Source organism: Streptomyces sp. NPDC037083, assembly GCF_055606485.1.
Genome location: NZ_JBVJSQ010000003.1, coordinates 214,452 through 228,438, shown reverse-complemented (window position 1 = coordinate 228,438; position 13,987 = coordinate 214,452). Strand labels below are relative to the sequence as shown.

The following is a 13,987-nucleotide window of genomic DNA, read 5'->3' as shown; positions in this document are numbered from 1 at the left end:
GCCGGGTCGGCCCGGGCGAGAGCCGTGGGCATAGTAGCCATGTAACGTATCGCGCATGAGCGAGAGCAGGGGCCATGAACAGGCGACGCCCGGATTCCTGGTGTGGCGCCTGTCCATGAAGTGGCGGGTGGCCGTCGACCGGGCGGTCGCGCCGCTGGGGCTCACCCACGCGCAGTACTCGCTGGTCGCGTCGCTGTACGGCATGCAGCGCGACGGCGAGCGTCCCAGCCAGCGCCGTCTCGCCGACCACACCGGCCTGGAGCCGCTCTACGTCTCCAAGCTCGCGCGCGCCCTGGAGGCCGCGGAGCTGATCGAGCGCACCCGGGATCCGCGCGATCCCCGCGCCGTCCAACTCGCCCTCACCGAGCGGGGGCAGGACGTGACCCGGCGCGCGGTGACGGTCGTCCAGGGACTGCTGGAGCAGCTGCTGGAGCCGCTCGGGGGCCTGGACGGCGCCCGCACCCGCACCCTCACCGGCGAGCTGACGGCCCTGCTCGACGCACCGCTCGACCTCCCCGCCGAGACGACACAGCAGCCGGCGAAGTAAGCAGGGGGCGGAGAAGGCCGCGAAGACCGAGAAGGCGGAGAAGGCCGCGAAGGAGCCGCAGAGGCTGCGGCCGCCGGGCCGGACTGACGGTCTTCCTCACGGACACGCTCAGGGTGCTGGAATATTCAACCAATAGCCTCGGTTGTCGGCCTCGAAGGAGGTCACGAGTGAACACGACATACGACACCGCGACCGACGCCACCGCGTACTACGCCCACGGACCGGCGGCCGAGCGGTGGGAACGGGCGCAGCTGTTCTTCGACGCGAAGGAGTACACCGCCGCCGCGCGGGTGCTCGTCGGGCTGGTCGAGGAGGTGCCGGAGCAGACCGGCCCGCGGCTGCTGCTGGCCCGCGCCTACTACCACTCCGCCCAACTGCGGCGCGCCGAGGCCGAGTTGCGGACGATCGTCGAACGTGACCCGGTGGAGCACTACGCCCGGCTGATGCTGGGCCGCACCCTGGAGCGACAGGGACGGCACGAGGAGGCGGGACCTCACTTGCGTCTCGCGGCGGCGCTGTCGGGAGACTTCCCCCAGAGCTGAGTCGCTTCGGACCCCGGACGGCGGCGGCCCGGGAAGCGCGCCGACGAGGCGGGCTTCCCGGGCCGTTCGGGTTCAGACGGTCCGTCGGCGCCGGTGCGCGATCTCCCCGAGGACGACGTCCACGATGATGAACCCCGCGAGCGGGATCCCCAGCAGCGGCACGAAATAGCCGACCACGGCGACCGCCGCCATCAACGGGACGAGGACGTACGGCGGGACCTGGGCCCAGGCGCCGCGCGGGATCGGCCGTCCGAAGGCGGAGCCGCGTCCGCGCTGCCACCACATGCGGTAGCCGAGCACGATGAGCAGGACCAGGCCGAGCGCCAGGAGCATCAGCGCGATCTGGTTGACCAGCCCGAACAGGACGCCGGTGTGCAGGTCGATGCCCCAGCGGGTCAGCTTGGCGAGCAGCGGGTAGTCGGCGAACCGCAGCACGTCGGTGACCTCGCCGGTGGCCGGGTCGATCGCGACCGAGTCCTGTTTCTCGGGCCAGCTGCGCTGCACCTGCTTCACCACGTACGCGGAGGAGGCGTCCGCGGGCGGGACGATCTCGACCGGGTCGCCCAGCCCTTCGGCCCGCGCTGCGGCCAGGACCTTGTCGAGGCCGACGCCGTGCTCGGCGTCGCCGCCGCTGCCGGACGCGCTGTCGTGACCGGCGTGCTCGCCGCCGCTCACGGCCGCCGAGACCGACGGGGTGGAATGGCCGAGGGAGGTGCGCAGCTCGTCGATGTTGGCGCCCGCGTACGTCGACCAGGTCAGTCCGGTGGCGGACAGGAAGAGGAAGCCGACCGCGGTCCACGCGCCGATCGTGCCGTGCAGGCCCAGCGAGCGTCGCCGTCCGCCGGTGCCGCGGACCTTGCGCAGGGCGCGGCGGCGGGAGAACCACAGCACGAGGCCGCCGCCCGCGATCACCCACAGCCAGCTCGCGGCGAACTCGCTGTAGAGGCGGCCGTTCTCACCGAGGTGCAGATCCCGGTGGAACTCGTCGATCCAGGTGCGCAGCGGCAGCGCGCCGGTCGAGCCGTACTGTTCCAGCGCGCCGCGCACCTCGCCGGTGTACGGGTCGACGAAAACGGCCAGCGTATGGGCGGCGTCGACCCCCTCGACCCCGGCGAGCATGACCCGGGTCGTGGCGTCGTCCTCGGGAGAGGGCCGCACGGCCGAGACCGTGCCCTCGGGGTGGGCCTTGCGGGCGGCGTCCACCTGCTGGGACATCGGCAGCTTCGTGTCGCCGACGGGCACGGTCATCTCGTGGGAGTACACGAGCCTCTCGGCCTGGAACGCGCCGGCGTACAGGAACCCGGTGACCGCGGCGACCAGCAGGAACGGCGCGACGAACAGGCCCGCGTAGAAGTGCAGACGCAGAACCAGCGGGCGCAGCGGGGCCCATGGGCCGCGAGATCCGGGAGCGGAGGCCGCTGACTGCGGGGCCTCGTCCACGGTGGACGGGGGAGCGGTGGACATCGGCGGGCTTCTCCGGGGGCGAAGGGCGGACGGGGTGAACGGCGTGGACGGGGGCGGGCTTTCAGCCACGCCCGTGCAGCCGTGACGAACCAGTAGTCGGAGCGAGGCACCGCCGAGTTCCCGCCACTTCGAGTGACCTGCATCACACCTGATCCGGTCGTGGCATGCTGGGCCGATGGCATCTCCCCGTCCTCGCGCTCCACTTGCCGAGCGCATCGAGGAACTCCTCGCCCCCGGCGGCCCGTTGCCCATCGTCGCGGCCGGCGACCCGGTCCTGCGCGCCGGCACCGCGCGCTACGACGGAGAGCTCGACCCGGCCCTCCTGGCCCGGTTCGTCGAGGCCCTGCGCGTCACCATGCTCGCGGCGCCCGGCGTCGGACTCGCCGCGCCGCAGGTCGGAGTGGAGTTGCGGATCGCGGTGATCGAGGACCCCGCGCCGGTGCCGGACGAGGTGCGGCTGGCCCGTGGCCGGGTGACCCAGCCCTTCCGGGTCCTGGTCAACCCGTCGTACGAGCAGGTCGGTTCGGCCCGTGCCGCGTTCTTCGAGGGCTGCCTGAGCGTGCCGGGCTACCAGGCGGTGGTGGCCCGGCACAGGGAGGTCCGGCTGACCGGCGAGGACGAGCACGGACGGCCGCTGGACGAGGTGTTCAGCGGCTGGCCCGCCCGCATCGTCCAGCACGAGACGGATCACCTCGACGGCCTGCTCTACCTCGACCGGGCCGAACTCCGCTCGCTCTCGGCCAACCAGACGGTGCTGGAACGCTGGGCCCAGCCGACCCCGTCGGAGGCGGCCAGGGCCCTGAACTTCGAGTTGCCGTGATCCGGTTCACGACGGACCGGTCGAACGGGACCGGACTCGCCCGGCCGGCACGGTCCGGCGCCCGCGGACCGGCTCCCGCGGCCCGGTTGCCGTGAAACCGGTGGCTCGAGGTCAGTTGTCCCGGAACGCCTCCAGCAGGCGCAGCCACACCTCACTGATCGTCGGGTAGGACGGGACCGCGTGCCACAGCCGGGCGATCGGCACCTGGCCGACGACGGCGATCGTCGCGGAGTGGATCAGTTCGCTGACGCCCGGGCCGACGAAGGTGACTCCGCGCAGGATCTCCTGCTCCAGGTCGACGACCATCCGGGCGCGGCCCCGGTAGCCCTCGGCGTACAGGCCCGCTCCGGCCACCGACGACATGTCGACGTCGACGGCCCGCACCCGGTGTCCGGCCCGTTCGGCCTCTGCGAGGGAGAGGCCGACGGCGGCCGCCTCGGGGTCGGTGAAGACGACCTGGGGCACCGACTGGTGGTCGGCCGTGGCGGCGTGGGCGCTCCACGCCTCGGTCTTCGTCAGGGGCGTGCCGGCGGCGCGGGCGGCGATGGCGGCGCCCGCGATCCGGGCCTGGTACTTGCCCTGGTGGGTGAGCAGGGCACGGCGGTTGACGTCGCCCACCCCGTACAGCCAGTCGGTGCCGGTGACGAGCAGGCTGTCGTCGACGCCGAGCCAGGAGCCGGGTTCCAGGCCGACCGTCTCCAGGCCGATGTCGTCGGTGCGCGGGGCGCGGCCGACGGCGAAGAGGATCTCGTCGGCCTCGATGTGCTCGCCGGTGTCGGTGACGACCCGCACGACGCCGTCGGTGCGGGTCACCGATGCCACCGAGGTGCCCGTGCGCACGTCCGCGCCGGCCTCGGTGAGCGCCTCGGCGACCAGTTCGCCGGCGAAGGGCTCCATCCGGTCGAGCAGGCCCTTGCCCCGGACGAGGACGGTGACCTGCGCGCCGAGGGCCTGCCAGACGGTGGCCATCTCGGCGGCGACGACTCCCCCGCCGACCACGACGAGCCGGCCGGGCACCGACTGGGCGCTGGTCGCCTCCCGGCTCGTCCAGGGTTCGACCTCGGCGAGCCCCGGCAGGTCGGGCAGGGCGGCGCGGGTGCCGGTGGCGACGACGACCGCGTGGCGGGCCGTGAGCACGCTGTCCCCCACGGTCACGGTGCGCGGGCCGGTCAGTCGCCCGTGTCCGCGGTGGAGGTCGGCGCCGATGCTCTTGAGCCAGTCGACCTGGCCGTCGTCCGTCCAGTCCCCGGTGTACCAGTTGCGGCGGGCGAGGACGGCCGCCGTGTCGAGGGGCCCCTGCACCGCCTGGCGCAGGCCGGGCAGGCGGCGGGCGTCCGCGCGGGCGATGACCGGGCGCAGCAGCGCCTTGCTGGGCATGCAGGCCCAGTACGAGCACTCGCCGCCGACCAGTTCGCTCTCCACGACCGCGGTGGTGAGACCGGCGGCACGGGTGCGGTCGGCGACGTTCTCCCCCACGGGTCCGGCCCCGAGCACAACCACGTCGTACAGGTTGGTTTCCGTTTCCGTCATGGGGTCAGTCTGGTGGGTGGTGTGCGGTGAGGCCACACGGGTAGGGGCGCGGAATACGCGATCGGCCGGCCGTGTTGCTGCGGACGGCTTCACCCATGTCGGGAAGCACCTGACAGCAAGCACCGGGAAGAAGGAATCAGGCCATGAGCAGCACTGTGGAGCTCACCAAGGAGAACTTCGACCAGACGGTCACCGACAACGAGTTCGTCCTGATCGACTTCTGGGCGTCCTGGTGCGGGCCGTGCCGTCAGTTCGCGCCGGTCTACGACAAGGCCGCCGAGGAGAACCCGGACCTGGTGTTCGGCAAGGTGGACACCGAGGCGCAGCCGGAGCTGGCCCAGGCCTTCGGCATCCAGTCGATCCCGACGCTGATGATCGTGCGGGACCGGGTCGCCGTCTTCGCCCAGCCGGGCGCGCTGCCCGAGGCCGCCCTCACGGACGTCATCGGGCAGGCGCGCAAGCTGGACATGGACGAGGTCCGCAGGTCCATCGAGGAGCAGCAGGCCAAGAGCGAGGCCGACGGCTCCCCGGCCGCCCCGGGCGAGTGAGCCCCGAGGGGTTCTGGACGAGTGAGCCCCGAGGGGTTCGGACGAGTGAGCCCAAGGGGTTCTAGAACGGGTACGGCGCCACGTCGCCCCGCACCGTCGTCCAGCGCACGTCGGTGAAGGCCTCCAGGTTGGCGTCGCCGCCGAAGCGGGCGCCGGTGCCGGAGGCGGCGACCCCGCCGAAGGGCGCCACGGCCTCGTCGTTCACGGTCTGGTCGTTGATGTGGACGATGCCGGTCGGCACGCGCTCGGCGAGGTCGAGCCCGCGGGCGGCGTCCCGGGTGACGATGCCCAGCGAGAGACCGTAGGAGCTGCGCGCGGCCAGGGCCGCCGCCTCGTCCGCGGTGCTGAAGGGGCGTACGGGAGCGACGGGGCCGAAGACCTCCTCCGCGTAGGCGGGGGTGTCGTCGTCGGCGCCCGCGAGGACCGTCGGGCGGTAGAAGAGGTCCTCGTGCGTGCCGCCCGCGGCGAGCTTCGCCCCGGCGCGTGTGCTGGCCTCCACCAGGCCGTGCACCTTGGTGAGTTGGCCGTCGTCGATGAGCGGTCCGAGGTGGACCTGAGCGCGGTGCGGATCGCCGACGGCGAGGGCGTCGGCCTTGGCCGCGAGCCGCTCGACGTACTCCTCGTAGAGGGAGGCGTGCACCAGGTGACGGCCGGTGGTCATGCAGATCTGCCCCTGGTGGAAGAACGAGCCCCAGGCGGCCGTGGAGATCACCGCGTCCAGGTCGGCGTCCTCCAGGACGATCAGGGCGGAGTTGCCGCCCAGTTCCAGGTGCGCGCGCTTGAGGTGACGTCCGGCGGCCTCGCCGACCGCGCGGCCCGCCGCGGTGGAGCCGGTGAAGGAGATCACCGGCACGCGCGGGTCGGCGACCAGGGCCGCGCCGGTCTCGGCGCCGCCGGGCAGGACGTGCAGCAGCCCCTCGGGCAGCCCGGCCTGCGCGAACACCGCGGCCAGGGACAGTCCGCCGCATACCGCGGTGCGCGGGTCCGGCTTGAGGACGACGGCGTTGCCGAGCGCGAGAGCGGGGGCGACGGAGCGGATCGACAGGATCAGCGGGGCGTTGAACGGGGAGATCACGCCCACCACGCCGACCGGGACGCGCCGGGTGTACGACAGCCGGGGCGCCTCGCTGGGCAGGACCTGTCCGGCCGGGCGGGAGGCGAGGGCGGCGGCCTCGTAGCACTCCTGGGCGGCGACGTGCAGCTCGAAGTCGGCCTTGCCGGGTATGGAGCCGGACTCGCGGACGATCCACTCGCGCAGTTCCTCGGCGTGCGCGGCGAACAGGTCGCCGGCCTTGCGCAGCACCCCGGCGCGGACGAAGTGCGGGAGGCGGGCCCACTCGGTCTGGGCGGCGCGGGCGGCCTCGGCGGCCGGACCGACGTCTGCGCCGCCCGCCAGGACGACCGTGCCCAGCGGGTCGCCGGTGGCGGGCTCGGTGACGGTGTACCGGGGCCCCGACAGGGGGTGGGGCTGCCAGTTCTGGGGGTCGAGCAACGGCATGAAGGCTCTCCGATCGGTGACCCGCGGGGGACTCACCGCACTCCCCGGGGGGAGGGGAAGTTCCGTGCAGGTGGCCGCCGGTTCGGCGGCGGCATGGCGGGATGCGGTGACCCGGCGCAGCAGGGCGAGCTGCATCCGATGGCCGAACGCATCCCCATCTGGTTGAGCACGCAACATCTTAGTCATGTCGCTGGAAAAGAGGGTCTCTTGCAGCGTGCACCGCGGACACGGCTCACCGCGACCGGAGAGGAGCGGGCGCCGCAACGCGGGACAGCCGCTCGGGTGACGGGCACGGGCCAACTCGTCGGCAGTGCAGCGCACTTCGTCGTGACGGCGGTGTCGCGATCTCCGTCCGGGCGCGTGACGCACTCCCCCCGGGACTCCGGTTCAGCTGGACTCGCGGTGCACGACCGTGGCCCCGAACAGCTCGTGCGACTCGGGGGCGGCGCCGGGGTGGCGGACGGCCCGGTCCACCAGCGAGGCGAGGTCGCGGCCCGAGGGCAGCGTGATCCGGACGGTGCTGAGCCGGGGCCGCAGTAACCGCCCCAGCATCAGATCGTCGGCGCCGATCACGGCCACGTCCTCGGGGACGCGTACGCCCGCGTCCCGCAGGGCGCGCATCAGCAGCATGGCGTACTCGTCGTTGTAGGCGAACACGGCGTCGAGGCCGAGGCCGGGCCAGCGGGCGGCGAGGGCGGCCGCGGACTCCTCCCGGTAGGCCAGGGGCAGTTCGGTGACCGTGGCGTCGGTGCCGTGCAGAGCCTCGCGGGCCCCGTGCAGGCGGGGCGCGGAGAAGACCTCCATGCCCCGCTCCTCGGGGACGACCACTCCGATGCGGCGGCGGCCGCGGGCGTAGAGGTGTGCGGCGGCGCTGCGGCCGACGTCGGCGTGGTCGAGGCGCAGCGCGTGGGCGCCCTCGACCGCCCCGGGGCTGAGGGTCACCACGGCGCGCGCGCCGGACCGTTTGAGGATGGCGACCCCGTCCGGGCCTATGCCGGGGGTGGGCACCAGCACGGCGACCGGGCGGAGTTCGGCCCAGGCCCGGGCCGCGTCGTCGCCGCCCAGACCGGTGGCGCCGTACTGGACGACGGTGTAGTCGAGGCGGGTGAGCGCCCCCTGGAAGTCGTGCACGAACTGGCTGTAGAGAGGGCCCGCCGGGACGGGCAGCGTGGGCATCAGGACCATGCGGCTGTGTCCGGCGCGCAGCGTGCGGGCGGCGGCGTGCGGCACGTATCCGAGTTCCTCGGCGGCCTGGTGGACGCGGCGGCGGGTGGGCTCGCTGATGCGTACGGCGCTGGTGTTGTTCAGGACGTAGGAGACGGTCGCGCGCGAGACGCCGGCCAGGCGGGCCACGTCGGCGCTCGTGGGCACGGGGCGCGGGGCCGGCGACTTCGTCGGCGCGGGCGTGTTCGGTATCTGCACCATGACGTACGGCATCTTGGCAGAAGCCCCGCCCGGGATTCAGGGCGGGGGACCCCAGATCCGATGGCCCGTCAACGAACATGTTCGTGACGTACTTGTTCGCGACGAACATGTTCGTTATCTTGGGCGCATGACAGCACGCCCCGAAACTCCGCGCAGCCGTCGAGAGCGCCCGGCCAAGCCAGCCCTGACCAGGGAGGGCATCGTGGCGGCCGCCGTGGCGGTGCTGCGCGCCGAAGGTCTGCGCAAGGTCACCATGCGCCGCCTGGCCGAGGAGCTCGACACCGGCCCCGCCTCCCTCTACGTGTACGTCCGCAGCACGGCGGAGCTGCACGCCGCCGTGCTCGACGAGCTGTTGGGCACGGTCGGTCCGGCCCCGGCCGGGGGCGCCTGGCGGGAGCGGCTGGAAAGGGTGCTGACCACGTACACCGCGATGCTCCTGGAGTATCCGGACCTCGCCCGCTCGGCGCTCACCGCCCGGCCCAGCGGCCCGCACTACCTGAACCTGATCGAGACCCTGCTGGCACTGCTCGACGAGGGCGGGGTGCCCGACGCGCAGGCCGCGTGGGGCGTGGACCTGCTGCTCCAGCACGCCACCGCGACGGCGGCCGAGCACACCGACGAGGCCTCCCAGGAGGACTGGGACGCCCTGAGGCACGCGGTGCACGGCGCGTCGGAGCGAACCCACCCGCGCATCGCCGCACTCGCCGACCCCCTGCTGTCGGGCCCGCCCGAGGCCCGCCTGTCCTGGGGGATCCAGACGCTGATCAGCGGCATCGAGCGGACCGGCGCACCCGAATGACCGACGAAGGAGACCTCACCATGGAACATCACCGCATAGCGATCATCGGCGCCGGACTCGGCGGCCTCACCCTGGCCCGCGTGCTGCACGTGCACGGCGTCGAGGCGACCGTCCTCGATCTGGAAGCCTCCCCCGCCGCCCGCACCCAGGGCGGCATGCTGGACATCCACGAGGACTCCGGCCAGGAGGCCCTGCGCGCCGCCGGACTGCACGAGCGGTTCAGGGGCCTGGTCCTGCCCGGCGGCCAGGCCGTCCGCGTCCTCGACAAGGACGCCGTGGTCCGTCACGCCGAGGCCGACGACGGGACCGGCGAGCGCCCAGAAGTCGACCGGGGCGCCCTGCGCGACCTGCTGCTCGGCTCGCTCCCCGAGGGAACCGTCCGCTGGGGCTCCAAGGTCACCGGCGCACGGCCGCTGGAGGGCGGGCGGCACGAGGTGACCCTCGCGGACGGCGCCGCCTTCACCACGGACCTGCTGGTCGGCGCCGACGGCGCCTGGTCGCGGATCCGCCCGCTGCTGTCCGACGCGCGTCCCGCGTACACGGGCGTGTCGTTCGTCGAGACGGACCTGCTGGAGGCGGACGTGCGCCACCCGGTGAGCGCCGGGGTCGTCGGCGGCGGCTTCCTCTTCGCGCTCGGCCACGGCAAGGGCTTCCTCGCCCACCGGGAACCCAACGGCAGCCTTCACGTCCACACCGCGCTGCGGGTCGGCGAGGAGTGGGCCGACGGTGTGGACTTCCGTGACACCGAGGCGGCGAAGGCGTACGTGCTGGAGCACTTCGCGGACTGGGACAAGAGCCTGCGGGCGCTGGTCGCGGACGCCGACGGACCGCTGGTGCCGCGCCTGATCCACGCCCTGCCGGTCGGCCACCGCTGGGACCGCGTCCCCGGCGTCACCCTGCTCGGCGACGCGGCCCATCTGATGTCGCCGTTCGCGGGCGAGGGCGCCAACCTCGCGATGCTGGACGGCGCCGAACTGGGCCTGGCCCTCGCCGCGCACCCGGGCGAGCCCGAGGCCGCGCTGGCCGCCTACGAGGAGAAGCTGTTCCCGCGCAGCGCGGCGGCCGCCGCCGCGTCCGCCGACAGCGGCGCGGCCCTGTTCGCCGAGGACGCGCCGCGGGCCGTCGTCGACCTGTTCACGGCCCACCCCTGACCGGCCGGCGCCCCTGATCGGACGCCACGCACGACCTGGCCGTCGCCCCCAGCCGGACGCCACCCGCGGCAGCCCGTCAATCCCGACCCGACGCCACCCGCGACAGGCCGTCGCCCCGGACGGATGTCACCCTCGGCCGGACGTCATTCCCCGACGGACGTCATTCCCGGCTCGACTCCCCGCTCGTCACACGGTCGACGAGTTCGCGCCAGCCGGCCTCCAGTCGCGCCGGCGGCAGACCGCACTGGCGGGTGAGGTGGTGGACGAGGACGGGGTTCAGGTATCCCATCAGCGTGTGGGCGAGCAGCTCGGCGTCCGCGTCGGGCAGGGCCTGGCGCAACAGCAGCACCACGTGGGCGTGATGGACGCGGCGCGGCGGCACCGAGTAGCGGCGCTCCGGGCCGGGCTCGGCCGCCAGCTGCAGGTCCAGCTCGTCGACGGTGCGCCTCAGCATCGCCTCGCCGAAGGCCCGCAGCCGCTCCACGGGCGGTGCGCCCGGGCCCAGCGGGGCGGGGCCGCCGAGGAAAGCCGCCTGGAAGTTGCGCTCGGAGTGGTCGAGGAGCGCGGTCAGCAGCCCGGTGCGGTCGCCGAAGCGGCGGAACACGGTGCCCTTGCCCACGTTCGCCGCGCTCGCCACCGCCTCCATCGTGACCCCGGCGGCGCCGTGCTCGGCGATCAGCCGGGCCGCGGCGTCGAGCAGCCTGGCCCGGTTGCGGGCGGCGTCGGCGCGCAGGCACGGCTCGTCGCCGGACGCCCCGAAGTGCAGCAGCTCGGGCTCGCCGGTGGTCTCCTCGGGATCGGGACAGGGGGGCAGAACGGCGGACATGAACTCAGCGTAAAGCACTGGGAATGAAACTGGACCGCGGTCCGGTTGGGATGCTAGAACATTAAACGGACTTCGGTCCGGATTCGTTACGGCACCGTTTCAGCCTCTGGGAGTAACCCATGTCTGTCCGCATCCTCGCGCTCGTCGGCAGCCTCCGCGCCGGTTCGACCAACCGCCAGCTCGCCGAGGCGGCCGTCAAGGTCGCTCCCGAGGGCGCCGAGGTCGACCTCTTCGAGGGCCTGGCCGAGATCCCCTTCTACAACGAGGACATCGACGTCGAGGGCAGCGTCCCGGCCGCCGCCGCCAAGCTGCGCGAGGCCGCCCAGGCCGCCGACGCCTTCCTGCTCTTCTCGCCCGAGTACAACGGCACCATCCCGGCCGTCCTCAAGAACGCCATCGACTGGCTGTCGCGCCCCTACGGCGCCGGCGCCTTCGGCGGCAAGCCCGTCGCCGTGGTCGGCACCGCGTTCGGCCAGTTCGGCGGCGTATGGGCGCAGGACGAGGCCCGCAAGGCCGTGGGCATCGCCGGCGGCAACGTGATCGAGGACCTCAAGCTCTCCATCCCGGGCTCCCTGACCCGCTTCGCCGAGACCCACCCGGTGGACGACGCCGAGGTCGCCGCCCAGCTGACCGAGGTCGTGACCCGTCTGCACGGCCACGCGGGCGAGGTCGCGGCCGCCTGAACGGCCTGACGCCCGCAGGGGCGCGGGACGGGGTCCGGAGATCTTCTCCGGGCCCCGTTCGCCGTGTGCGCCGCCGCTCCGGCGCGGAGCCGGACCCCGGACGAGTGCAGGTCGGGTGTCGGAAGGGACGAAAGTCGTTCAAGCCGCAGACCGCTCGGCGTCCCGTCTGATAGGGCTGGGGAATGCAGACCCTCTATCGACGACTGCTGGCTCTGATGCCCCGGATCGGCGTCCAGGTGACCGACCTCGGACCGGGTACGGCGGTGGTCTCACGGCGCGGCCGTCCGTATCTGGCGACGGGCGCGGGCAAGGACACCTGGATCCTCAGGCGGACGCGGGAAGACGAGCGGGCCGGGATCGCCGAGGGCGACGCCGTGCGGCTGGGCGACACCGGCGCCGTCCTCCTCATGGACGCCCCGGACCGGCGCGACGAGCGCAGACTCCAGCTGGCGGCCGCCGAATACCTGTGCACCCAGCACGTCACCGCGATGCTGGAGCTGTACGGCGTGAACTGCGTCTTCGACGTCGGGGCCAACACCGGCCAGTACGCCAAGCGGCTCCGCAAGCTCGGCTACACCGGCCGGATCGTGTCCTTCGAGCCCACGTCGGAGACGTTCGCCCGGCTGGAGAAGGCCGCCGCGGACGACCCCGCCTGGCACGTGTACCAGTGCGGACTGGGCCGTGAGGAGACGACGGCGGAGATCCACATCGGCTGGAAGACCATGAACTCCCTGCTGTCGGCCAGCGACTACGGCAAGGGCCGCTACAGCCGCTTCACGAAGGCCGACACGGAGGAGATCCGCGTCCGCCGGCTGGCCGACGTCATGGACGAGGCGCTGGACGGCCTCACCGAACCGCGCCCCTTCCTCAAGATGGACACCCAGGGCTACGACCTGGAGGTCTTCGCCGGGGCCGGGGAGCGGATCGCGGAGTTCGTGGGGATGCAGTCCGAGGTCGCGGTGCTCAAGCTGTACGAGGGCAGCCCCGGCATGGGCGAGGCCGTCGCCACGTACGAGGGCGCGGGGTTCGGCATCACCGGCATGTACCCGGTGACGCGGGAGGCGACCACGGGACGGGTGATCGAGTTCGACTGCGTGCTGATGCGCGCGGACGCGGCGCCCGCACCGTAGCGGGGTCGCGCCCACACCGTGGCGTGGTCGCCGCGCCTACACCGCGGGGGCGTCGTGCGACGCCTGCGCCTCCTGCCGCCGCGCGGCCCGCAGGCTGGTGAAGGTGGTGACCGCGAGGACGAGCACGATGAAGCCGAGCGAGAAGGGGATGCCGATCTCCGGCACCTGGACGCCGGACTCGTGCAGCGCGTGCAGCAGCAGCTTGACGCCGATGAAGCCGAGGATGATCGACAGGCCGTAGCTGAGGTGCACCAGCTTCTTCAGCAGACCGCCGATGAGGAAGTACAGCTGCCTGAGGCCCATCAGGGCGAAGGCGTTGGCGGTGAAGACGATGTACGGGTCCTCGGTCAGCCCGTAGATCGCGGGGATCGAGTCCAGCGCGAACAGCACGTCGGTGGACCCGATCGCGAGCATCACGACGAGCATCGGCGTCATGACCCGCTTGCCGTTCTGCTCGATCCACAGCTTCGTGCCGTGGTAGCGGTCGGCCACGCCGAAACGCTGCTCCACGGCCTTGAGCAGCTTGTTCTCCTCGTACTCCGCCTCGTCGTCCTTGCGCGCGTCCTGGACCAGCTTCCAGGCCGTCCAGATCAGGAACGCGCCGAAAAGGTAGAACACCCAGGAGAACGTCGAGATGATCGCCGCACCGGCGGCGATGAAGACGGCCCGCAGCACGAGGGCCAGCAGCACGCCCACCATCAGCACCCGCTGCTGGTACTGCGTGGGCACCGCGAACTTGCCCATGATCAGCACGAACACGAAGAGGTTGTCCACGCTCAGCGACTTCTCGGTGATGTACCCGGCGAAGAACTCGCCCGTCGGCCCGCCGCCCGCGAAGACGAACAGCCCCAGGCCGAACAGACAGGCCAGAACGACCCAGACGACCGTCCAGACCCCGGCCTCCCGGACCGACACGTCATGGGGCCTGCGGCCGATGAGAAAGTCGGCGGCGACGAGCAGGCAGAGACCCGCGACGGTCAGCAGCCAGACGGAGGTCGAGACGTCCACCGGTGGTACTCCCGGA

The 13,987-nt window shown here is 72.8% G+C and carries 14 protein-coding genes; 8 read left to right on the top strand and 6 right to left on the bottom strand.

The annotated features are described in order from the left end of the window. Window positions 1–55: 55 nt before the first annotated feature. Window positions 56–547, top strand: coding sequence for a MarR family winged helix-turn-helix transcriptional regulator (locus ACZ7DE_RS09650; RefSeq protein WP_470759195.1), 492 nt, complete (start codon window positions 56–58; stop codon window positions 545–547). A 167-nt stretch (window positions 548–714) separates the two neighbouring features. After that, the gene (locus ACZ7DE_RS09645) at window positions 715–1,089 is read left to right on the top strand and encodes a tetratricopeptide repeat protein (RefSeq protein ID WP_470759194.1); all 375 of its coding nucleotides are present in this window, start codon (window positions 715–717) and stop codon (window positions 1,087–1,089) included. Between the two features lie 72 nt (window positions 1,090–1,161). On the opposite strand, the gene ACZ7DE_RS09640 is transcribed toward ACZ7DE_RS09645, so the two are convergent. Further along, window positions 1,162–2,553, bottom strand: coding sequence for a PepSY-associated TM helix domain-containing protein (locus tag ACZ7DE_RS09640; protein ID WP_470759193.1), 1,392 nt, complete (start codon window positions 2,551–2,553; stop codon window positions 1,162–1,164). 175 nt (window positions 2,554–2,728) lie between these two features. Here ACZ7DE_RS09640 and ACZ7DE_RS09635 point away from each other — a divergent pair, with 175 nt between their 5' ends. Further along, the gene (locus tag ACZ7DE_RS09635) at window positions 2,729–3,373 is read left to right on the top strand and encodes a peptide deformylase (RefSeq protein WP_470759192.1); all 645 of its coding nucleotides are present in this window, start codon (window positions 2,729–2,731) and stop codon (window positions 3,371–3,373) included. A 111-nt stretch (window positions 3,374–3,484) separates the two neighbouring features. Here ACZ7DE_RS09635 and ACZ7DE_RS09630 read toward each other — a convergent pair whose 3' ends face one another. Further along, window positions 3,485–4,903, bottom strand: a complete 1,419-nt coding sequence (locus ACZ7DE_RS09630; protein WP_470759191.1) for a dihydrolipoyl dehydrogenase family protein — start codon at window positions 4,901–4,903, stop codon at window positions 3,485–3,487. A gap of 143 nt (window positions 4,904–5,046) precedes the next feature. Between ACZ7DE_RS09630 and trxA the strand changes: the two genes are divergently transcribed. Then, window positions 5,047–5,451 (top strand): thioredoxin, encoded by a 405-nt coding sequence (gene trxA / locus ACZ7DE_RS09625; protein WP_470759190.1) that lies wholly within the window; start codon window positions 5,047–5,049, stop codon window positions 5,449–5,451. A 61-nt stretch (window positions 5,452–5,512) separates the two neighbouring features. Here trxA and ACZ7DE_RS09620 read toward each other — a convergent pair whose 3' ends face one another. Further along, the gene (locus ACZ7DE_RS09620; RefSeq protein ID WP_470759189.1) at window positions 5,513–6,949 is read right to left on the bottom strand and encodes a benzaldehyde dehydrogenase; all 1,437 of its coding nucleotides are present in this window, start codon (window positions 6,947–6,949) and stop codon (window positions 5,513–5,515) included. Window positions 6,950–7,336: 387 nt separating this feature from the next. Further along, on the bottom strand, window positions 7,337–8,386 hold the full coding sequence (locus tag ACZ7DE_RS09615) for a LacI family DNA-binding transcriptional regulator (RefSeq protein ID WP_470759188.1): 1,050 nt from the start codon (window positions 8,384–8,386) through the stop codon (window positions 7,337–7,339). Between the two features lie 115 nt (window positions 8,387–8,501). On the opposite strand from ACZ7DE_RS09615, the gene ACZ7DE_RS09610 reads away from it, so the two are divergent. Together ACZ7DE_RS09610 and ACZ7DE_RS09605 are read left to right on the top strand one after the other, a co-directional pair. Continuing rightward, on the top strand, window positions 8,502–9,173 hold the full coding sequence (locus tag ACZ7DE_RS09610; protein WP_470759187.1) for a TetR/AcrR family transcriptional regulator: 672 nt from the start codon (window positions 8,502–8,504) through the stop codon (window positions 9,171–9,173). Window positions 9,174–9,193: 20 nt separating this feature from the next. Beyond that, a complete protein-coding gene (locus tag ACZ7DE_RS09605; RefSeq protein WP_470759186.1) occupies window positions 9,194–10,324 on the top strand; it encodes an FAD-dependent oxidoreductase in 1,131 nt (376 codons plus the stop codon). Between the two features lie 160 nt (window positions 10,325–10,484). Here ACZ7DE_RS09605 and ACZ7DE_RS09600 read toward each other — a convergent pair whose 3' ends face one another. After that, complete coding sequence (locus tag ACZ7DE_RS09600) at window positions 10,485–11,150, bottom strand: TetR/AcrR family transcriptional regulator (RefSeq protein ID WP_470759185.1); 666 nt, start codon at window positions 11,148–11,150, stop codon at window positions 10,485–10,487. Between the two features lie 119 nt (window positions 11,151–11,269). Here ACZ7DE_RS09600 and ACZ7DE_RS09595 point away from each other — a divergent pair, with 119 nt between their 5' ends. Then, the gene (locus ACZ7DE_RS09595) at window positions 11,270–11,833 is read left to right on the top strand and encodes an NAD(P)H-dependent oxidoreductase (RefSeq protein ID WP_470759184.1); all 564 of its coding nucleotides are present in this window, start codon (window positions 11,270–11,272) and stop codon (window positions 11,831–11,833) included. 182 nt (window positions 11,834–12,015) lie between these two features. After that, the gene (locus ACZ7DE_RS09590) at window positions 12,016–12,963 is read left to right on the top strand and encodes an FkbM family methyltransferase (RefSeq protein WP_470759183.1); all 948 of its coding nucleotides are present in this window, start codon (window positions 12,016–12,018) and stop codon (window positions 12,961–12,963) included. A gap of 36 nt (window positions 12,964–12,999) precedes the next feature. Here the strand turns inward: ACZ7DE_RS09590 and ACZ7DE_RS09585 are convergent, their stop codons facing one another. Next, complete coding sequence (locus tag ACZ7DE_RS09585) at window positions 13,000–13,971, bottom strand: TerC family protein (RefSeq protein WP_470759182.1); 972 nt, start codon at window positions 13,969–13,971, stop codon at window positions 13,000–13,002. Between the last annotated feature and the right edge of the window lie 16 nt (window positions 13,972–13,987).

What these genes read in the sequence shown, in the direction of transcription:
- ACZ7DE_RS09650 (WP_470759195.1), top strand. Translation starts at nt 56, where the DNA reads ATGAGCGAGAGCAGGGGCCATGAACAGGCGACGCCCGGATTCCTGGTG.
- ACZ7DE_RS09640 (WP_470759193.1), bottom strand. Translation starts at nt 2,553, where the DNA reads ATGTCCACCGCTCCCCCGTCCACCGTGGACGAGGCCCCGCAGTCAGCG.
- ACZ7DE_RS09635 (WP_470759192.1), top strand. Translation starts at nt 2,729, where the DNA reads ATGGCATCTCCCCGTCCTCGCGCTCCACTTGCCGAGCGCATCGAGGAA.
- ACZ7DE_RS09630 (WP_470759191.1), bottom strand. Translation starts at nt 4,903, where the DNA reads ATGACGGAAACGGAAACCAACCTGTACGACGTGGTTGTGCTCGGGGCC.
- trxA (WP_470759190.1), top strand. Translation starts at nt 5,047, where the DNA reads ATGAGCAGCACTGTGGAGCTCACCAAGGAGAACTTCGACCAGACGGTC.
- ACZ7DE_RS09620 (WP_470759189.1), bottom strand. Translation starts at nt 6,949, where the DNA reads ATGCCGTTGCTCGACCCCCAGAACTGGCAGCCCCACCCCCTGTCGGGG.
- ACZ7DE_RS09615 (WP_470759188.1), bottom strand. Translation starts at nt 8,386, where the DNA reads ATGCCGTACGTCATGGTGCAGATACCGAACACGCCCGCGCCGACGAAG.
- ACZ7DE_RS09610 (WP_470759187.1), top strand. Translation starts at nt 8,502, where the DNA reads ATGACAGCACGCCCCGAAACTCCGCGCAGCCGTCGAGAGCGCCCGGCC.
- ACZ7DE_RS09605 (WP_470759186.1), top strand. Translation starts at nt 9,194, where the DNA reads ATGGAACATCACCGCATAGCGATCATCGGCGCCGGACTCGGCGGCCTC.
- ACZ7DE_RS09600 (WP_470759185.1), bottom strand. Translation starts at nt 11,150, where the DNA reads ATGTCCGCCGTTCTGCCCCCCTGTCCCGATCCCGAGGAGACCACCGGC.
- ACZ7DE_RS09595 (WP_470759184.1), top strand. Translation starts at nt 11,270, where the DNA reads ATGTCTGTCCGCATCCTCGCGCTCGTCGGCAGCCTCCGCGCCGGTTCG.
- ACZ7DE_RS09590 (WP_470759183.1), top strand. Translation starts at nt 12,016, where the DNA reads ATGCAGACCCTCTATCGACGACTGCTGGCTCTGATGCCCCGGATCGGC.